We start from the raw sequence: 16,908 nt of genomic DNA on the forward strand, positions 1-16,908 counted from the left end.
GTGTGCATATGCATATATAGACAAGGTCAGTTCGAGAATGTACCAACCCGGCATCGCAAGTCGTATTGCGCTGTCGGTTCGATGAGTGAGTCACCGCAGTCGTAGGCACACGATCCGTTCCCCTTAGAGGAACGGCGAAATGTTCGCCATCGCGCGCGTCACGTAGTTTTCCTTCTCACCGACGGGGGCGACATAGTGAATCGCGCCGCGTGCAGCTTCGAGGCTCTCCAGCCGCGCGATGAACCAGGCCGCCAGATACTGCGATGCCAGACATCCGCCCGCGGTCGCGACGTTTCCGCTCGCCACGAACGGCTGGTTGAGCACAGCTATACCAGTCCCTTCGACCCACGGCTTGGTGGTCAGGTCCGTGCAGGCCGGAACGCCGTCCAACAGGCCCAGCTTCGCGAGAATCAGCGTGCCCGAGCATTGCGCACCCAGCAGCTGGCGCGCCGGGTCGAGCTGCAGTTGCGACATCAACGCGGCATCGGCGACGACGTCCCGGGTCTTTATCCCGCTGCCGACCAGCACCGCGTCGGCGTCGCAAGCCTCCTGCAGCGACGCTTGCGCCTCCAGCACTACACCGTTCATCGAACGCACCCGCGCCGCCGGACTGGCGATCGAAACCCGCCAGTCCGGTTTCCTGACACGGTTGAGGATGTTGAGCGCAATCAGCGAGTCGAGTTCGTTAAAGCCTTCAAAGGTCAGGATGGCGATGTGCATGGCGTCCTCGTGTAGGTGGAGACGTTGTTTTGTGCAATGGTAGGTCCGATAATCAATACAATCAATTTATTGTCATGGATACATTGAGCCATGCCGCAGGCCCGCTACAAACAACTGGTCGACCACCTCGCCGCCGACATCCGTGCCGGCCGCCTGCGTCCCGGAACACGTCTGCCGACGCACCGCGACCTGGCTGCTCGCGAAGGCCTGTCGCTGGTGACGGCCACGCGTGTCTACGCAGAGCTGCAGGCGATGGGCCTCGTGAGCGGCGAAACCGGCCGCGGTACATTCGTCAAGGAGCCTCTGCCTCGCGGTCAAGGCATTGACCTGCATGCCTGGAGCGCGGACACCGTCGATCTGAGCTTCAACTATCCGTCTTCGCCGGGCCAGGCTGACCTTCTCCGGGCGGCGCTGCGCCAGCTCGCGGCCGCAGGTGACCTGGAGTCACTGCTGCGATACCAGCCCCAAGGCGGGCGCGAGCACGAGCGGGCGACGGTGGCAGACCACCTGGCCCACCGGGGGCTGGCAGCGACAGCCGAAACCACATTGCTCGTGAGCGGCGCACAGCACGGACTGACGACAGTCGCTATGGCGTTACTCGAGCCCGGCGACGTAGTGGCTGTGGACGCGCTGACATACCCGGGATTCAAGCTGGCCGCCGAGGCCAATCGACTGGAACTCGCGCCGATCCCGGCCACCCGGCGCGGACCCGATCTGGACGCATTGGCGGCCCTGTGCAAGCGACGGCGAGTGCGCGCCGTCTACACCATGCCGACGCTGCACAACCCGCTCGGCTGGGTAATGAGCTCGGCGCGACGTCGAGAACTCGTCGCCATTGCTCGACGACACGGGCTGATGCTCATCGAGGACGCGGCGTACGCATTCCTTGCTGAAGGTGCGCCGCCCCCGTTGGCAGCGCTTGCTCCAGAGACGACGGTCTATGTTTCTAGCTTGTCGAAGAGCGTCGCGACGGGTCTGCGCGTCGGTTTCGTTTGTGCGCCACGCGAATGGGTTCCCAAGCTCGAACGGGCGATCAGGGCGACGACCTGGAACACGCCGGCGACCATGACGGCCATCGCCTGCGGCTGGATCGAGGACGGCACGGTAGCCCGGCTCGAAGAGGACAAGCGACGCGATGCAACGACGCGTCAGAACCTTGCCGCCGTGGTTCTGGGCGGGCTCACGAGAATCAGCCATCCCGCCTCGTACTTCATCTGGCTTCCCCTGGCACAGGAGGTTCGCGCGGACGCGGTCGCGATGGCGTTGTTGCGCGAACGGGTTTCGGTGTCGACAGCCCTGCCGTTCTCGACATCGGCTCATGTGCCTCACGCCATTCGATTGGCAATCGGCTCCGTCGATTTGCCAACGCTCAGGGGATCACTGGAAACAGTGGCCCGTGTTATCGCCGATCAGACCTACTGACCGACGGTCACCCTCGACGTGCCGGTCTCATTACCAGAAGGTTCGCCATTGTTGCGCGAACAGCCAGCGTCAGCAGGACGCCAGGCCCGCTAGTCGACGAGCTTGATTTCTGTCAACCGAAGTTTGGGACCACTCTCGGCGCCGCCCAGGTGGAACATGCATTCCAACAGGGTCGTCAATTGCTATGCGAACGCTTGTTGCGCCTTGAGGGAATGCGACCCCGCCCTAAGCAGCCTTTTCGGGCGGCCGCACGCCCTCGTTGACGTATTGCCGGATCGACTCAAGGATGCCCAGATCCAACTCCTTCGCGTCATCAAGCCCGAAATAGCCCAACCACTGCTCTACTAGCCTGACGCGCTCAGGATCAGATCTGCCGCTTCCAGCAAGTTCTGGATCGGCCGAGTTCAGGCCCGCAGCAGCTTCCATTGCGGCCATTCGGAACACGGTCGGCGGACCATCCATCAACGCGCCCATCTGGCGGCCGATCCGGCGATAGTGATCGGATTTGACGTGCGCCTGAGCAGCCGCCTCGTCGGCATAGCGCTCGACAAACACGTATTCACGAGCTTCCTCCGAACGCCACAGGTCGTACGAAAGGCACCCGGCTTCCGCGCGGGACTCCACGACCAGGCCGGCCGCCAGCGCTTCGAACTCGGCCTCCCGGCCTTCCTTCACCATGATCTTCGCTACGATTCCACGCATTTCCTTGTCCCCCTGACAGTTCCCAAATGGTTAGCCACGCGACAACATTCCCTGAAGTCGCGTCGCGACAATCTCCTCCGCCTGATGCATGATCCTGCCGATCAGGTCTCCGACCCGGGGAATATCGTGGATGAGCCCGGCGACCATGCCGCAGGACCAGGCGCCCGCGTCGAGATTGCCGTCCTGCATCACGCGCGGATACACACCGCCGACCTCTTCGACGATGTCTGAGAACGTGATGCCCGCCCCCAGGCGCCTTTCCTTCTCCAGTAGGCGCTCGACCCCCGCATTGTTCAGCACACGCTCGGTATTGCGCAGCGGGCGCATGACGAGCCGTGTATCGAGTTCCGTTGCCGCGATGATGGCTTGCTTGACCTTTCGATGCACCGGCGCCTCTGCCGTCGCGACGAAGCGGGTTCCCATATTGATGCCGGCCGCGCCCATCGCCAGCGCGGCGACCAGCGAGCGGCCGTCCGCCATCCCGCCCGAAGCGACAAAGGGCACCCTGAGTTCGTCCGCGGCGCGGGGCAGCAGAATGAAGTTGGGGACGTCGTCCTCGCCTGGATGTCCACCGCATTCGAAGCCGTCGACGCTGACCGCATCGCAGCCGATACTCTCGGCCTTCAGTGCATGGCGCACCGACGTGCATTTGTGGATGACCCGGATGCCCGCTTCGTGCAGCGTCGGCAGCCATTGCTGGGGATTGTTGCCGGCCGTCTCGACGATGCGAATCCCGCCATCGATGATCGCCCGCACATAGCCCGGGTAGTCCGGCGGATTGCGCGACGGCAGAAAGGTCAGATTGACTCCGAACGGCTTGTCGGTCATTTCCCGGCATCGCCCGATCTCACGGGCCAAGGCGTCCGGACCGGGCTGCGTCAGTGCCGTAATGATGCCCAGGCCGCCCGCATTCGACACCGCGGCGGCCAGTTCCGCGAACCCGACGTAGTGCATGCCGCCCTGAATGATGGGATGCTCGATGCCGAACAACTCGGTGATCTGCGTCTTCATCGACGAAGCTCCTTGTAGAAAGTCATGGATCAGATATTGACCAGTCAGAACTGATCGGCCGGCAGCGCCATCAGGCAGGCTGCGCCCGTCTCCACACGCTGCCGCAACGCCGCGACCAGCGGCAGTTCACGCGCGAACCAGAAGCGGGCGAGTTCCAGCTTGCGGCGGAGGAAAAGCCGGTCGTCCGCGTCGGGTAGCAGGCCAAGCGCGACGTCCGATATCCGCAGCCACATCCAGGCGCAAGCGACGATACCCATCATGGCCAGGAAGTCGCTGGAAGCGCCGCCGGCGTCGTACGGGTCGCGAGACGGGTCAGCAAGCCACTTCGCGCAGGCACGGATATCCTGCGCGCCGTGCCGTAACGCGTCAGCGTGCGCGCGCAGCTGCTCGCGCTGTGCCGCCTTCCATGCGGTGGCATCGACCAGGTCGAGAAAATCGGCTAGCGCCCGGCCGCCGCCCGCGGGCAGCTTGCGCAGCACGAGATCCAGCGCTTGCACGCCGTTGGCGCCCTCATAGAGCTGGAAGATGCGGCAGTCGCGCATGAGCTGCTCGACGCCGTTGTCGCGGATATAGCCGTGCCCGCCCATCAATTGCATAGCGTCGTTGGCCGACTCGAAGGAGCGGTCGCTGAAGAATGCCTTGACGACCGGCGTCAGCAGGCTGCCGATCGCGCTCCGGTTGGCGCGAAGCGCTTCGTCGGGTTCGTCGAGCAGCGCCGTCACGTGAAGCGCGAGGGCACGGGCGGCTTCGAGGAAGGACGCCTGCTTCAGCAGCAGCCGGCGCACGTCCGGGTGAACCACGATCGGGTCCGCCGTGCCGCCTGTGCGATCCTCCGCCTTGGCGGCCCGGCCGGCCAGCCGCTCGCGGGCGTAGTTGGCCGCATGACCGTAGGCGCGGCTTGCCGACGACAGCGCCTGCAACCCCGTGACGAGGCGCGCCGAATTCATCATGTCGAACATGCCGCTCATGCCGGCCGACGACTTGCGTTGCGTGCCGCCCGGCTGGCTCGACTCCCGCAGCGGATAGGCCAGCGCATGTTCGAATGACAAGGTGCAGGTCGCGCTACCCTTCAGGCCCATCTTGTGCTCGATCCCGGTCACGACGACGCCGTTCGATCCGCCCAGCGTGCCGCTATCGGGGTCCACCACACGCTTGGGCACCAGGAAAAGCCGGACCGTCGACAGGTCGTCGCGGATGCGTCCATCCTCGCCCGGGACCTTCGCCAGCACGAGGTGGATGACGTTCTCGGTCAGATCCTGGTCGCCACCGGAAATGAAGATCTTGCTGCCGCTGAGGCGCCAGCTGCCGTCAGGCTGCGACACCGCACACGTCTTCATCAACCGCAGGTCGGTCCCGCAATGCGGTTCGGTCAGGCACATCGTGCCGGCCCAGTGGCCCTTCACCATCGCTGGGACGACATGCTCGAGCATCCACGGCTCGCCGGTGCGTCGGACCGTCGCATGCGCGCCGGCGGTCAGCACCGCATAGAGGCCGAGCGAATTGCAGGCCGACGCGGAGAACTCGCGCACGGCCTGATCGATCACCTCCGGCAGGCCAGCTCCGCCAGATTCCTCCGGGACTGAGACTCGGTTCCAGCCTGCCTCGCACAGCGCGGCGTATCCGGCCAGGTAGCCGGACGGCGTCCTGACCGCGCCGTTGTGGAAGTGGCAGCCTTGTTCGTCCCCGGGACCGTCCAGGGGCGCCCAGACTTTCTCGAAAAAGCGCGCGGCCTGTTCGAGCACCTGCCGCGTGTCTTCGCGCGCCATGCCACCCAGCGCGTATGGCACGGTCGGCGCGATCACGTCGTGCAACAGGAAGACATAGTCGTCGACGGGTGCGTTGTAGTTTGTAGACACGGCGATTCCTTTTTGACGAATGCGATCGATGGCCGGATGTCGGCCGGTCAGACGTCACCCCGGCGATAGCCGATGCCGCGGACGAACTTTGCCCAGGCGACGCTGGCGAACCGCCGCTTGCCGGCTGTTCTTCGGTCGATAGGTCGGCTCATGGTCAAGCTCCTTCGATAGATCGGACTGCATAGGGAATAGTGAAGCAGCTCAGCGCGCCGGCCAGGGCCGCATCGCCGGCGACACGCGTCGGCACCCGGATCTCCACGAAGAAGCCGCGGCTGCCCCGGTCCGTGGCCTGCACCTCTGCGCCTCGGCCGATGCCGTCGAGCGCCGCACGGAACATCTGCTCGATGGCATCGACTCGCAGCAGGTTCTTCTGGATCTTGCCGACCGACGTCTTCGGCATGTCGGGCAACATGAAGCAGTGTTTTGGAATCGCCGCGCGTTCTGGCATGTGCTCGGCGGCGTATCGCAGGACGCTATCCGCCGAGGCGCTCGCTCCCGGCTTCAGCACCACGTAGGCGACCGGTACCTCGCCGGCATGCGCATCGGGCGCGCCGACCACGGCGGCATCCTGGACCGCCGGATGGCCGAACAGCACCTCCTCCACCATCTTCGGATCAATGTTGTGTCCGCCGCGGATGATCAGGTCCTTGGAGCGGCCCGTGATCCACAGCCAGCCGTCCGCGTCGAGGTAGCCGAGGTCGCCGGTGTCCAGCCAGTCGCCGTCGAACCAGCGCGCAGCCTCCTTCTGGCCGAGGTAGCCGGGGAAAACCGAAGGCCCGCGCACGATAACGAGGCCCGGCTCGCGCGGCGCGCAGTCCCGGGCCACGTTCCCGACGCCGTCCGGCAGCACCACGCGGACCTGCTGGTACGGCACCCGCACGCCCGAACTGCCAATCTTGACCTGCTCGACCAGGGGCGTGATGCAGGTGACCGCCGTGGTTTCAGTCATGCCCCAGCTTTCACGGATTCGGACGCCGGTCATGCGATGGAAGGCGTCGGCGACGGTAGTCGACAGGGGCGCGGTCGACGAGGCGACGTAGGTCAGTGTCGAGATGTCAGCGCCACCCAGCGGAATCGACAGCACCTGGTTCACCAACGTCGGCACGAGGATCAGCATGTTGGCCCGAATGGCCTCAATGATGCGCCAGATGTTCGGCAGCACGGACGGATGGCGGAAGCCGGTCGACGTCATCAACACGACAGTCGCCCCCTTCGCCAGTGGGCCGAAACAGGCGACCACCGCGCCGGCGACATGGAAAACCGGGACACCGACCAGTTGCACCTCGGTCGAGTCGGATCCCCACAGATACTTCGACGCCCACACCCAGAACACCTGGTTGCGGTGCAGGTTGCGCGCCAGCTTCGGGGCGCCGGTCGTGCCGCCGGTGTGGAAGAGCGAGGCGGTGTCGTCGGGCGAGAAGATGCGCCCGGAGAGCAGGCGGTCGGCGGGATAGCGTTCGACGGCTTCAGCGAAATCGATGACGGGCACGCCAGCGGCCCTCGCCGGCCCCGCTCCGCCGACGCGAATCACCACCGCCAGCGATGGGAGGCCGCGCGCCACGGCCTCGGCCTTGGCCCAGATCTCGGGGTGCTCGTCGCCACCATACGCGACCAGTACCTTGGTGCCCGCCGAGCGGAACATCTGGACGAGGATGTCCGGCTCCTGCATCCAGTTGGCCGGATTGACGATCCCGGCGGCCTGAGCACCCCACAGGACGTACTGCGATTCGGGAACCGCTGGCATCAGCACCGAGACGACATCGTGCTTGCCGACGCCGAGGTCGTTCAGCAGATTTGCCGTCTGGTGGACCTTGGCGCGCAACTCGGCATAGGTCACCTGCCGCGCATTCTCGAGGGGACGGGCGCCGTCGGTAAAGAAGCGGATGGCAACCTTCGACGGGTCGATGGCGCAGCCGTCCATCAGCATTTCGTAGGTGGAGGCCGGCAGTTTGCGGTCCACCAGCGGGACGCGCTCGAAGCGGGCGACGTCGGCTTCGCTCAACAGGAGGTCGGGGGTCCAGTAGTCTGGCATTGGGGCGGTCATGGATAGCTCCTGTGCGGCGCTCATTCGTGTTCGAGGTTGATGTCGCGTGCCAGACGCACGAGGCGGCTGGACTCCTGGCGGTAGTGCGCGGGGGCCCGGTCGTGATCCACGGCGGTTCCTGCCGAGTTGCCCCGTTCCGCGACGCAATCGCGAAAAGCCGGCTCGGCGACCATCAGGCCGGCCGCGTTGCCGATTACCTCGGTCATCGGCTTCCGGACGAATAAACTGCCGCCCGGATAAGGAACGATCAGGGAGGCCGGGGTGCCAGGGGACCGCCCTGGCGACTGCGCCACGGCGCAAGTGCCTGCCCACGCGCCGACCAGTGGCAAAGACTTTGCCGCGATACCCGCGCGGCCAGGTCTCCGTATCGAGAAAGCCATCATGTTGTCTCCAGTCCTTATATTTCTTTGGGCGAGCGCCACCCCAAGGGCGCACTAGCCCATCCGCGCAATGCAGTTCATCGCACGGTGCCGGTTGGTGTCGGTAATCGACGGGGAACGCGCCTAGAAGTACAGCTTGGCCAGCGACTCCGCGACGCAAACGGGCCTGGCCGATCCTTCCATCTCGAACGTGACCGTCCACGTCGCCTTTACGCCGCCCTGCCGTTCGTCAGCCACGTTCTCCAGGACGGCGAGGACGCGTACCTTCGCGCCGACAGGCACGGGGCCGGTAAAGCGGACCCGGTTCAGGCCGTAGTTGACGTACGCGCGTACGCCCTCGAAGCCAGTTACCTGCGCCATCAGCACCGGCAGCAGCGACAGCGTCAGGAATCCGTGTGCGACGGGACCGCCGAACGGCGACTCCCGCCTCGCCCGCTCGGGATCGACATGGATCCACTGGCGGTCGCCAGTTGCCTCGGCAAACAGATTCACCTCCTGCTGCGTAACCAGGTGCCAGTCGCTCGGACCGGCCTCCTTGCCCTGGAACGCCTTCAGTGCTTCGATTGACGTGAAGGTCTGCATAGTGGCTCCCGTATCAGCGGTCATGTGAGGTCGGCCGCACCTCAGCGCCCCTGGAATCGCGCCTCACGGCGCTCGACGAAGGACTGGATACCTTCCTTGAAGTCCTCCGTGGCGAAGACCTGCTCGCTCACCCGCGGGATGACGTCGATGGCCGCCTTCTCGCCCTGCTCGATGTAAGTCAGCGCCGCCTCTTTGGTCGCGCGCAGGCCGATTGGGGCGACCTTGCAGATCAGCCGGGCGATCTCCATCGCGCGCTCGCGGTGCTTGCCATAGGGGTGAACCTCCTGGACGAAGCCGCAGCGATACGCTTCCTCTGCCGGGAACTCGTCGCACAGGAACAGGTGGTACATCGCGTTGCCCCAACCGGTGCGCGTCAGGTAGCGGAAGTGAGCGCCGCCGAGCGGGGCGATGCCGCGTTTCGATTCGAGTTGGCAGAAGCGCGCGGTATCGGCCGCAATCACGATGTCGGAGGCGAGCATCTGCTCGATGCCGATGGTATAGGTGATGCCGTGGACGACCGAGATCAGCGGCTTGCGGCAGCGCTTCTGAAGGCCGAACGGGTCGACCTGGTCGTCTGGAATCGGCTTGGCCGTGGCGCTCGGGCCGAAGAACTTCGGCATATCGAGGCCGGCCGTGGTGTGCTCGCCTGCCGGATCCAGCACCGCGACCCACAGGTTGTCGTCGTTGTCGAACTCGGTCAGCCGCTGCGAGAGTTGCTGCATCAGTTCCGGCGTGATGGCGTTCTTCTTGGCGGTGTTGTCCAGCGAAATGATCGCGATATGGTCCTCGATCGTCATGCGGACTTCGGGCGTGCCTGCTGCGTTGCTCATGGTGTTTTCCTTTGAATCGGGATGGTTCGGATTCCGGATCGAACGTCTTCAGACCGCGGTCAGGCCGCCGTCGACGGCGAGGATCTGGCCGGTGATGTGCTTGCCCGCGTCGCTCGCGAACAGCAGGGCCGCGCCCTTGAGGTCGTCGTCGTCACCAATGCGCTGCAGAGGCGCCAGCTCCGACAGCTTCTCGACGCCCACTTTCTCGATCGTCCCCCTGGTCATCTTCGACGGAAAAAAGCCCGGTGCGATGGCATTGACGGTCACGCCATGCGGGCCCCACTCGCCGGCGAGCGCACGCGTAAAGTTGACGATGGCGCCTTTGCTGGTGTTGTAGGCAATGGTCGGCTGGCCCTTAGGACCGTTGCCTTTGAGGCCGGCGATCGAGGCGAGGTTGATCACGCGCCCGAAGCGGTTGGGAATCATCGACCGCCTCCCGATCTTCTGCGTCAGCAGGAAGATTGAGCGCACGTTCAGGTTCATGACCTTGTCCCAGGCGGCCAGCGGGTGGTCGACGGTGGTCGCGCCCCACGTGGCGCCGGCGTTGTTGACGAGGATGTCGACCTTGCCCAGGCGTTCCATCGCTTCGTTGGCGAGTCGTTCCACGTCGTCCTCCACGGCGTTGTCAGCGGCGATCCAGCTTGCGTCGACACCCAGCCCGGCCAGATGCGCCTGCGCGGATTGAAGCGCGTCCGATTTGCGCGCCGAGATCACCACGCGGGCGCCCTGCGTGCCGAGCGCCTCGGCGATCTGCAGGCCCAGCCCGCTGGACCCCCCGGTCACGAGAGCCGTGCGGCCCTTCAGGTCGAAAAGATTTGCCACAGCAGTCATTGCCGTCTCCTGGTTTATGGGTGGAATTCGTCACAGCACTTCGAACAGCCCGGCGGCGCCTTGTCCGCCACCGATGCACATGGTCACCACGACGTACTTCGCGCCGCGCCGCTTGCCCTCGATCAGGGCGTGGCCGGTCAGCCGCGCACCGCTGACGCCGTAGGGATGGCCGACCGCGATCGCGCCGCCGTTGACGTTGAGCAGATCGTCGGGAATGCCGAGTTTGTCGCGGCAATGCAGCACCTGGCAGGCGAACGCCTCGTTCAGCTCCCACAGGCCCACGTCTTCCAGACTGATCCCAGCGCGCTGCAGCAAGCGGGGCACAGCGAACACAGGACCGATGCCCATCTCGTCGGGCTCACAGCCGGCGATCGCGAAGCCGCGGAACAGTCCCAGCGGTTCGATGCCGCGACGTTCCGCGAGCTTCGCGTCCATGACTACGCAGGCCGACGCCCCGTCTGAGAACTGGCTCGCGTTGCCCGCGGTGACGACCCCGCCCGGCAGCGCGGGACGGATGCGCGACACGGCCCCGAGCGTCGTGTCGGCGCGAATGCCTTCATCCTGCGAGATCGTGACTTCACGAGTCGTGACCCGGCTGGCAGCGTCTATCGCGCCCATCGTGGTTGTCATCGGCACGATCTCGTCGTCGAACCTGCCGGCGGCCTGTGCCGCCGCCGCGCGTTGCTGGCTGCGCACGCCATAGGCGTCCTGCGCTTCCCTGCTGATGCCGTAGTGCCTGGCGACTTTCTCGGCGGTCTGCAGCATGCTCCAGTAGAGCTCGGGCTTGTGCTCGACAAGCCACGGATCGCGCTGCATGTGCGTGTTCGCCTGGTTCTGCACGCACGAGATCGATTCGACGCCACCGGCGACGATGGCCGGCGCGCCCTCCAGGATCACGCGCTGCGCGGCCATCGCGATGGTCTGCAGCCCGGACGAGCAGAAGCGGTTGACGCTGACGCCGCCGGTCGTCACTGGCAGGCCGGCACGCAAGGCGATGGCGCGGGCGATGTTGCCGCCGGTGGTGCCTTCGCCGAAGGTGCCGCCGATGACGCAGTCCTCGATTTCGGCCGGATCAAGGCCGGAGCGGGTCACCGCGTGCTGCACCGCATGCGCGCCGAGCGTGGCGCCGTGGGTCATGTTGAAGGCGCCCTTCCAGCTCTTGGCCAGGCCGGTGCGGGCGGTCGAAACAATGACGGCCTCGTTCATGATGTTTTCCGTTGGGGTGGGTGGGATTCAGGCGTTGAAGGCGCGGCCTTCGTCAGCCAGTTGGTCGATCAGCGCGGCCGGCTTCCAGCTTGGGTCTTGCGCCGACAGGGCGCGCAATGTGCGGCGGACATGCGTCAAGCCGACCGTCTCGGCATAGAACATTGGGCCGCCGCGCCAGGCCGGGAAGCCATAGCCGTGCAGGTAGACGGCGTCGACGTCGGAGGCGCGGGCGGCGATGCCTTCCTGGAGGATGTCGGCGCCTTCATTCACCAGCGCGTAGATCAGCCGGTCGACGATCTCCTGGTTGCTGAACCGCTTCGGGGTCACGCCGCGCTCCTGCCAGTACGTCTCCAGCATGGCCCGCGTGCGCGCTGACGGCAGCGCCTTGCGCTGGCCAGGCTCGTAGTCGTACCAGCCGGCATCGGTCTTCTGACCGAAGTTGCCGGCTTCGCAGAGCCGGTCGCCCAGCTCGAAACGAGCAAGCGTGGGATCCTCGGCATAGCGACGCTTGCGGATGGCCCAGGCGATGTCGTTGCCGGCCAGGTCCGCCATCCGGAACGGTCCCATCGCCAAACCGAATTCCTCGATGGCGCGGTCGACCTGCTCGGGCAGCGCACCCTGCTCCAGCAGTTCGCCGGCACGGTGCGAATACTTCGCCAGCATGCGGTTGCCAATGAAGCCGTCGCAGACGCCCGATACCACCGGCACCTTGCCGATCCGGCGCGCGAGACGCATGGCGGTCCGCAGCACCTCGGGCGCCGTGTGCGCGCCGCGCACCACCTCTAGTAGGCGCATCACGTTGGCGGGGCTGAAAAAGTGCAGGCCGATTACGTCCTGCGGGCGACCCGTCTCCGCTGCGATGCGATCGACGTCGAGCGTCGAGGTATTGGTGGCGAGGATCGCGCCGGGACGGGCGACTTCATCGAGCGCACGGAAGGTGCGCAGCTTGACGTCCATGTCTTCGTAGACCGCCTCGATCACCAGGTCGCAATTGGCCACCCGAGCCACGTCGACGGTCGGCTGGAGCAACGACATCCGTTGTTCGACCTCCTCGGCATGCAGCCTTCCCTTCTTCGCGCTCGCCTCGTAGTTGCGGCGGATCGCGGCGACGCCCTTGCGCACTGCCTCCTCCGAGACGTCCAGCAAGACGACGGGGATACCCGCGCTGAGGAAATTCATCGCAATGCCGCTGCCCATCAGCCCGGCACCGACGACGGCCACCTGGTCAACCGCGCGCTCGGCCACGGATTCCAGCACATCAGGCAGCTTGGCGGCAGCCCGCTCGGAGAAGAACGCATGGCGCAGCGACTTCGAGACGGAGCCGTTCATCAGTTCGAGGAAGAAGCGGTGTTCGAGCGCCAGGCCATCGTCGAAGGGCAGCCTGAAACTCGCCTCGATGGCATCAAGGCAGCGCTGCGGAGCCGGCAGGTTCTTGTAGCGAGCGGCGATGGCCGCACGCGCCACCGCAAGATAGCCCTCGGGATTCGGATGGCGGATGGAGAGGTCGCGCACACGAGGATGCGGCCCCGGGTGGTCTGCGACTTCCTGCGCGAAGCCCAGCGCTGCGACGAGCAGATCACCTTGCGCGAGGCGGTCGAACAGGCCCGAGTCGGCCAGCGCCTCGGACGGAATCGACGTGCCGTGCACGATCATGTTGGTTGCCGCCTCCAGGCCGATCAGACGGGGCAGCCGCTGCGTGCCGCCGGCGCCCGGCAGCAGCCCCATCGTCACCTCCGAAAGCGCGATGCGGGCCTTCGGCACGGCGACCCGGTAGTGGCACGCCAGCGCCAGTTCGAGACCGCCGCCCATCGCCACCGAGTGCACCGCGGCGACCACCGGCTTGGAGCTGTTTTCGATGGCCGCCAGCACCATGTTCAGGCCGGGCTCGCGGCCGGTCTCCGGCGAATTGAACTCGCGCATGTCAGCGCCGCCCGAGAAGGCCTTCCCGGCGCCGGTCAGTACAATGGCCCGGACGCTGGCATTGGCGGCCGCGCGGTCGATCCCGTCGATGATGCCGACACGCACGGCGTAGCCCAGCCCGTTGACAGGTGGGTTGGCGATCGTGATAACGGCAACGTCGCCGATGACTGTGTATTCGGTGCTCATGGGAGGTCCTCTCCTGGTTTGGAGCTCTGGCGACTCTGACTGGCTCTAATCGGCCCTGGGCTCAGGCGGGGCCAGCGGTCCGGACAGGCGCCTGTTGCAGGAAGCGCCGGAAGATTTCCTGTGCCTCGGGCGACTGCCGCAGGGTGTCGAACACGACCATCTCGCGCTGGAGACTGTCTTTGACCAGCGTCTCGGTCGCCTCCCGTACCAGTCCGCGCGTCGCCATCAGCGCCTGGCGCGGCTTGGCGGCGAGACACCTGGCGATCGACAGCGCCTCCGCCGCGACCGTCTCCAGCGGCATCACGCGATTGACGAGTCCAGCCCGATGGGCTTCCGCGGCGGGAATGGAGCCGGCCAGCAGCAGCCATTCGGTCGCCTTGTTGCGGCCCACCAACTGCTGCAGCAGCAGCGTGGACGCGAATTCGGGGCACAGCCCGAGGTCGACGAACGGGAAGCGGATGCGGGCGTCGTCGGAGGCAACGACGTAGTCGCAATGCAGCAGCACGGTCGCCCCGATACCGACCGCATGCCCGCAGACGCCTGCCACCATCGGCTTGCGCAGTGCGATGACCGCGCGCAGGAACGGCGCGGCGGGCGACTCCTTCTGTTCGGTGGCCTGTGCATTGACGAACAGGCCGATGTCGTTGCCGCTGGTGAAGTTGCCGCCCTCGCCCTGGAGCAGCACGACGCGGATGTCATCGCGACGATCCGCCTCGACGATCGCGTCGGCGAGCGCCGAATACATCTGCGCGGTGAGCGCGTTCTTCTTCGCCGGCCGGTTGATCGTCACGACCAGCACGCCGTCGTCCAGGTGTTGCAGCACGTCTGTCATCATCGCTCTCTCCTTCGTTCCGACTCGTGTGAAGTCGTTTCGTTGAAGAGAGTTTGGATGTCCGGCGCGAATCCGGCTGTCAGAACTAGCTCTGCGCCTTGTCAGCGTTTTCTGAAGCTGAGGGCTGCGATCAGTCGATCAGCCGATGCTCGACGGCATGGCGCGCCAGCTCGGCGTTGCTGGAGACGCCGATCTTCTTCAGGATGCGCGATCGATAGGTGCTCACGGTCTTCACGCTCAGGAACATCTGCCGCCCGATCTCGGTCAGGCGGATACCGCGCACGATCAGAAGCATGATTTCGTATTCACGCGACGACAGTTGCTGGTGCGGCGCCGCGTCGCTGACCCGGTCAAAGCCGTCGAGCAGGCAGCTCGCGACGGCCGGCGTCATGTAACGCTTGCCCTTCGACACATTGCGGATCGAGTCGACCAGTTCGATCGCGTCCATATCCTTGGTGACATAGCCGGACGCGCCGGCCTGGAAGGCGCGCAGCGCGTACTGCTCGGCCGGGTACATGCTCAGCACGACCACCGGCATCGTGGGGCGCTCGGCGCGTAGCGAAGGCAGCATTTCCAGGCCGCTGCGGCCCGGCATGTTGACATCGAGCAGCGCCACGTCGAAGGACTGCTCGCGCAGGCGGCCGAGGGCTTCGCTCGCATCGCCGGCTTCGGCCACGACATCGAAGCCGTCCTGCTCGGCAAGCAAGCGCTTGAGGCCCTGGCGAAAAATCGTGTGGTCGTCGATCAGCAGCAGGCGAATCATGGCTGTCCTCCGCCGATGTGAGCGCCAGGATTGGCGCGCTTGTTGGTGTCTTCGTGGACGGCGGACGCGACCGGCACGCCGAGCCGCAGACACGCGCCGCAGCGGGGTCCGGTGTCGAGGACGAGTGTGCCGTCGAGCTCGCGTGCGCGTTCCTGCATGCCCAGCAGGCCGAGATGGACATCGGCCGCGACGCGATCGAGGTCGAAGCCGAGGCCGTTGTCAGAGATTTCCAGCTCAAGGCGATCGGCTGCCCAGTCAAGGCTCACGGTAACTTCGGTAGCTTTGGAATGTCTTGCGACATTGGTGAGCGCTTCCTGGAAGATCCGGTAAATGCCGATCTCACGGTTGTGGTCCATATCTCGCGCGGCGCCCGTGGTGCTAAAGCGCGTGGCGATGCCGTAGCGGCGCTCGAAGCGGCCGAGGTCGAGGCACAGCGTGTCTTGCAGGCCCAGGTGGTCGAGGGCGCCAGGGCGAAGTCCTTCGGAAATGACGCGCACGGCTTCGATGCTCTCCTGCGTGAGCTGGAGGTCTTGGCGGCGGTCAGGGCCAGCGAGGCGAGCCCCGGCCCCGCCGTGCCACCCTCCCGCGTCCGTGGCGCGCGACAGCGGTCCAGCGCCTCGATGCCTCGCGACAGTCGCGACAGGTCAAACTTGATCGCCGTCAGCATGCCGCCGATCACGTCGTGCAGCTCTCGCGCCACACGGTGGCGCTCGTTCTCGCGGACGTTGTTGGCGCTTGCGAACAGCTCGTGTAAGCGCTCGCTAGCCTCGACCAGCTCAGCGCGTTGCCGCTCGCGCTCAGTGGTGTCGACACTAAGGCCGACGATTGCGGGCCGGCCGTGGAAGATCACGCGCGTGCCATGGATCTCGAAGCAGCCCGGGTTGCGGGACGAGGTCCGGCGAATGACGAACCGCTCGGAAGCGCCAACGCCCCTGATCTGGCGCTCGTACTGGGCCATCAGCGCATTGCGTTGCAAGGGGTTCGCCACGTCGCAAAGCCGGGCGCCGAGCAACTTCTCGCGCCTGAGACCGCACATGCGCGCGAACGTCTCATTGACATAGCGGAAGCGGCCGTCCTGCAGAATGTAGATTCCGGCGATGGACTGCTCGACGATGCCCTTGAAGGGAACCTCGTAGTCGTCCAGGTCAACGTTCAGCTCGGCCATGGCAGCTATTTCCGCTATGTGAATGATGGTTGTCATGCTGCAGAATGACGAGCACAATACAGAAAGTCAAGACAAACCATGGGATTTGACAAATGGGCCACTCACAGGCGGACAAAGCGCAGAGCAGGAACCGCATCCTGGAACAGGCCGCGGAGCAGATTCGGGATGGCGGATTAGAGTCCGTCAGCGTCGGCAAGCTGATGCGTAGCGCCAACCTGACGCACGGCGGCTTCTATGGGCACTTCGCGTCGCGCTCGGACCTGCTGCTGCATGCGCTCGAACGCGCGCTGGATGCCGGGATAGCCGCGTTCGAGGCGAAAAACGGGAAGGCGCCGGTCGAGTACAGCGCAACGGTGCGCAGCTACCTGAGCCGCAAACACCGCGACGCGCGCACGACTGGCTGCGCAATCGCCGCGCTGGCGGGAGACGTGGCGGGGGGGCCGCCGGCGGGGGCCGCC

At 65.7% G+C, this 16,908-nt stretch carries 17 protein-coding genes; 2 read left to right on the forward strand and 15 right to left on the reverse strand.

The genetic code is table 11. The features are described 5' to 3' along the window. Positions 1–123: 123 nt before the first annotated feature. A complete protein-coding gene (locus P0D89_RS39495) occupies positions 124–720 on the reverse strand; it encodes a DJ-1/PfpI family protein (protein ID WP_408365180.1) in 597 nt (198 codons plus the stop codon). Between the two features lie 90 nt (positions 721–810). Here P0D89_RS39495 and P0D89_RS39500 point away from each other — a divergent pair, with 90 nt between their 5' ends. Further along, positions 811–2,142 carry an aminotransferase-like domain-containing protein gene (locus P0D89_RS39500; protein ID WP_408365178.1) on the forward strand — a complete coding sequence of 444 codons (1,332 nt, stop codon included), beginning with the start codon at positions 811–813 and terminating at the stop codon, positions 2,140–2,142. Between the two features lie 225 nt (positions 2,143–2,367). On the opposite strand, the gene P0D89_RS39505 is transcribed toward P0D89_RS39500, so the two are convergent. From P0D89_RS39505 to P0D89_RS39570, 14 genes are all read right to left on the reverse strand, one after another. Beyond that, the gene (locus P0D89_RS39505; RefSeq protein ID WP_408365176.1) at positions 2,368–2,844 is read right to left on the reverse strand and encodes a putative quinol monooxygenase; all 477 of its coding nucleotides are present in this window, start codon (positions 2,842–2,844) and stop codon (positions 2,368–2,370) included. 30 nt (positions 2,845–2,874) lie between these two features. Continuing rightward, complete coding sequence (locus P0D89_RS39510) at positions 2,875–3,855, reverse strand: NAD(P)H-dependent flavin oxidoreductase (RefSeq protein ID WP_408365174.1); 981 nt, start codon at positions 3,853–3,855, stop codon at positions 2,875–2,877. A 44-nt stretch (positions 3,856–3,899) separates the two neighbouring features. Then, a complete protein-coding gene (locus P0D89_RS39515) occupies positions 3,900–5,657 on the reverse strand; it encodes an acyl-CoA dehydrogenase C-terminal domain-containing protein (RefSeq protein ID WP_408365202.1) in 1,758 nt (585 codons plus the stop codon). A gap of 208 nt (positions 5,658–5,865) precedes the next feature. Next, positions 5,866–7,755 carry an acyl-CoA synthetase gene (locus P0D89_RS39520; RefSeq protein ID WP_408365172.1) on the reverse strand — a complete coding sequence of 630 codons (1,890 nt, stop codon included), beginning with the start codon at positions 7,753–7,755 and terminating at the stop codon, positions 5,866–5,868. Positions 7,756–7,775: 20 nt separating this feature from the next. Continuing rightward, positions 7,776–7,961 carry a hypothetical protein gene (locus P0D89_RS39525; RefSeq protein WP_408365171.1) on the reverse strand — a complete coding sequence of 62 codons (186 nt, stop codon included), beginning with the start codon at positions 7,959–7,961 and terminating at the stop codon, positions 7,776–7,778. Positions 7,962–8,258: 297 nt separating this feature from the next. Beyond that, entirely contained in the window at positions 8,259–8,717 is a 459-nt protein-coding gene (locus P0D89_RS39530) for a MaoC family dehydratase (RefSeq protein ID WP_408365169.1), read from the reverse strand. A 41-nt stretch (positions 8,718–8,758) separates the two neighbouring features. After that, positions 8,759–9,547, reverse strand: a complete 789-nt coding sequence (locus tag P0D89_RS39535; RefSeq protein ID WP_408365167.1) for a crotonase/enoyl-CoA hydratase family protein — start codon at positions 9,545–9,547, stop codon at positions 8,759–8,761. 48 nt (positions 9,548–9,595) lie between these two features. Then, positions 9,596–10,378, reverse strand: a complete 783-nt coding sequence (locus P0D89_RS39540) for an SDR family oxidoreductase (protein WP_408365165.1) — start codon at positions 10,376–10,378, stop codon at positions 9,596–9,598. A 30-nt stretch (positions 10,379–10,408) separates the two neighbouring features. Then, positions 10,409–11,584: an acetyl-CoA C-acyltransferase gene (locus P0D89_RS39545; RefSeq protein WP_408378244.1), complete on the reverse strand. Its 1,176-nt coding sequence runs from the start codon at positions 11,582–11,584 to the stop codon at positions 10,409–10,411. A gap of 27 nt (positions 11,585–11,611) precedes the next feature. After that, positions 11,612–13,690, reverse strand: a complete 2,079-nt coding sequence (locus tag P0D89_RS39550; protein WP_408365161.1) for a 3-hydroxyacyl-CoA dehydrogenase NAD-binding domain-containing protein — start codon at positions 13,688–13,690, stop codon at positions 11,612–11,614. A gap of 61 nt (positions 13,691–13,751) precedes the next feature. Next, positions 13,752–14,525 carry an enoyl-CoA hydratase gene (locus P0D89_RS39555; RefSeq protein ID WP_408365159.1) on the reverse strand — a complete coding sequence of 258 codons (774 nt, stop codon included), beginning with the start codon at positions 14,523–14,525 and terminating at the stop codon, positions 13,752–13,754. A gap of 127 nt (positions 14,526–14,652) precedes the next feature. Continuing rightward, the gene (locus P0D89_RS39560; RefSeq protein WP_408365157.1) at positions 14,653–15,285 is read right to left on the reverse strand and encodes a response regulator; all 633 of its coding nucleotides are present in this window, start codon (positions 15,283–15,285) and stop codon (positions 14,653–14,655) included. Beyond that, a complete protein-coding gene (locus tag P0D89_RS39565) occupies positions 15,282–15,641 on the reverse strand; it encodes a sensor histidine kinase (RefSeq protein WP_408378247.1) in 360 nt (119 codons plus the stop codon). Before P0D89_RS39565 ends, P0D89_RS39560 begins: the two co-directional genes overlap by 4 nt. After that, positions 15,548–16,450, reverse strand: coding sequence for a PAS domain S-box protein (locus tag P0D89_RS39570; protein WP_408378249.1), 903 nt, complete (start codon positions 16,448–16,450; stop codon positions 15,548–15,550). Before P0D89_RS39570 ends, P0D89_RS39565 begins: the two co-directional genes overlap by 94 nt. A gap of 92 nt (positions 16,451–16,542) precedes the next feature. On the opposite strand from P0D89_RS39570, the gene P0D89_RS39575 reads away from it, so the two are divergent. Then, on the forward strand, positions 16,543–16,908 hold a 366-nt coding region (locus P0D89_RS39575; protein ID WP_408378252.1), incomplete at its 3' end, for a TetR/AcrR family transcriptional regulator.

The organism is Paraburkholderia sp. RL18-085-BIA-A, from assembly GCF_046027075.1.
Taxonomy (GTDB): domain Bacteria; phylum Pseudomonadota; class Gammaproteobacteria; order Burkholderiales; family Burkholderiaceae; genus Paraburkholderia.

Excerpts from the sequence above, each read along its gene's own strand:
- P0D89_RS39570 (WP_408378249.1), bottom strand. The coding sequence starts at position 16,450 with ATGGCCGAGCTGAACGTTGACCTGGACGACTACGAGGTTCCCTTCAAG.
- P0D89_RS39510 (WP_408365174.1), bottom strand. The coding sequence starts at position 3,855 with ATGAAGACGCAGATCACCGAGTTGTTCGGCATCGAGCATCCCATCATT.
- P0D89_RS39545 (WP_408378244.1), bottom strand. The coding sequence starts at position 11,584 with ATGAACGAGGCCGTCATTGTTTCGACCGCCCGCACCGGCCTGGCCAAG.
- P0D89_RS39535 (WP_408365167.1), bottom strand. The coding sequence starts at position 9,547 with ATGAGCAACGCAGCAGGCACGCCCGAAGTCCGCATGACGATCGAGGAC.
- P0D89_RS39550 (WP_408365161.1), bottom strand. The coding sequence starts at position 13,690 with ATGAGCACCGAATACACAGTCATCGGCGACGTTGCCGTTATCACGATC.
- P0D89_RS39505 (WP_408365176.1), bottom strand. The coding sequence starts at position 2,844 with ATGCGTGGAATCGTAGCGAAGATCATGGTGAAGGAAGGCCGGGAGGCC.
- P0D89_RS39530 (WP_408365169.1), bottom strand. The coding sequence starts at position 8,717 with ATGCAGACCTTCACGTCAATCGAAGCACTGAAGGCGTTCCAGGGCAAG.
- P0D89_RS39540 (WP_408365165.1), bottom strand. The coding sequence starts at position 10,378 with ATGACTGCTGTGGCAAATCTTTTCGACCTGAAGGGCCGCACGGCTCTC.
- P0D89_RS39555 (WP_408365159.1), bottom strand. The coding sequence starts at position 14,525 with ATGATGACAGACGTGCTGCAACACCTGGACGACGGCGTGCTGGTCGTG.
- P0D89_RS39525 (WP_408365171.1), bottom strand. The coding sequence starts at position 7,961 with ATGACCGAGGTAATCGGCAACGCGGCCGGCCTGATGGTCGCCGAGCCG.
- P0D89_RS39560 (WP_408365157.1), bottom strand. The coding sequence starts at position 15,285 with ATGATTCGCCTGCTGCTGATCGACGACCACACGATTTTTCGCCAGGGC.
- P0D89_RS39520 (WP_408365172.1), bottom strand. The coding sequence starts at position 7,755 with ATGACCGCCCCAATGCCAGACTACTGGACCCCCGACCTCCTGTTGAGC.
- P0D89_RS39500 (WP_408365178.1), top strand. The coding sequence starts at position 811 with ATGCCGCAGGCCCGCTACAAACAACTGGTCGACCACCTCGCCGCCGAC.
- P0D89_RS39565 (WP_408378247.1), bottom strand. The coding sequence starts at position 15,641 with ATGGACCACAACCGTGAGATCGGCATTTACCGGATCTTCCAGGAAGCG.
- P0D89_RS39495 (WP_408365180.1), bottom strand. The coding sequence starts at position 720 with ATGCACATCGCCATCCTGACCTTTGAAGGCTTTAACGAACTCGACTCG.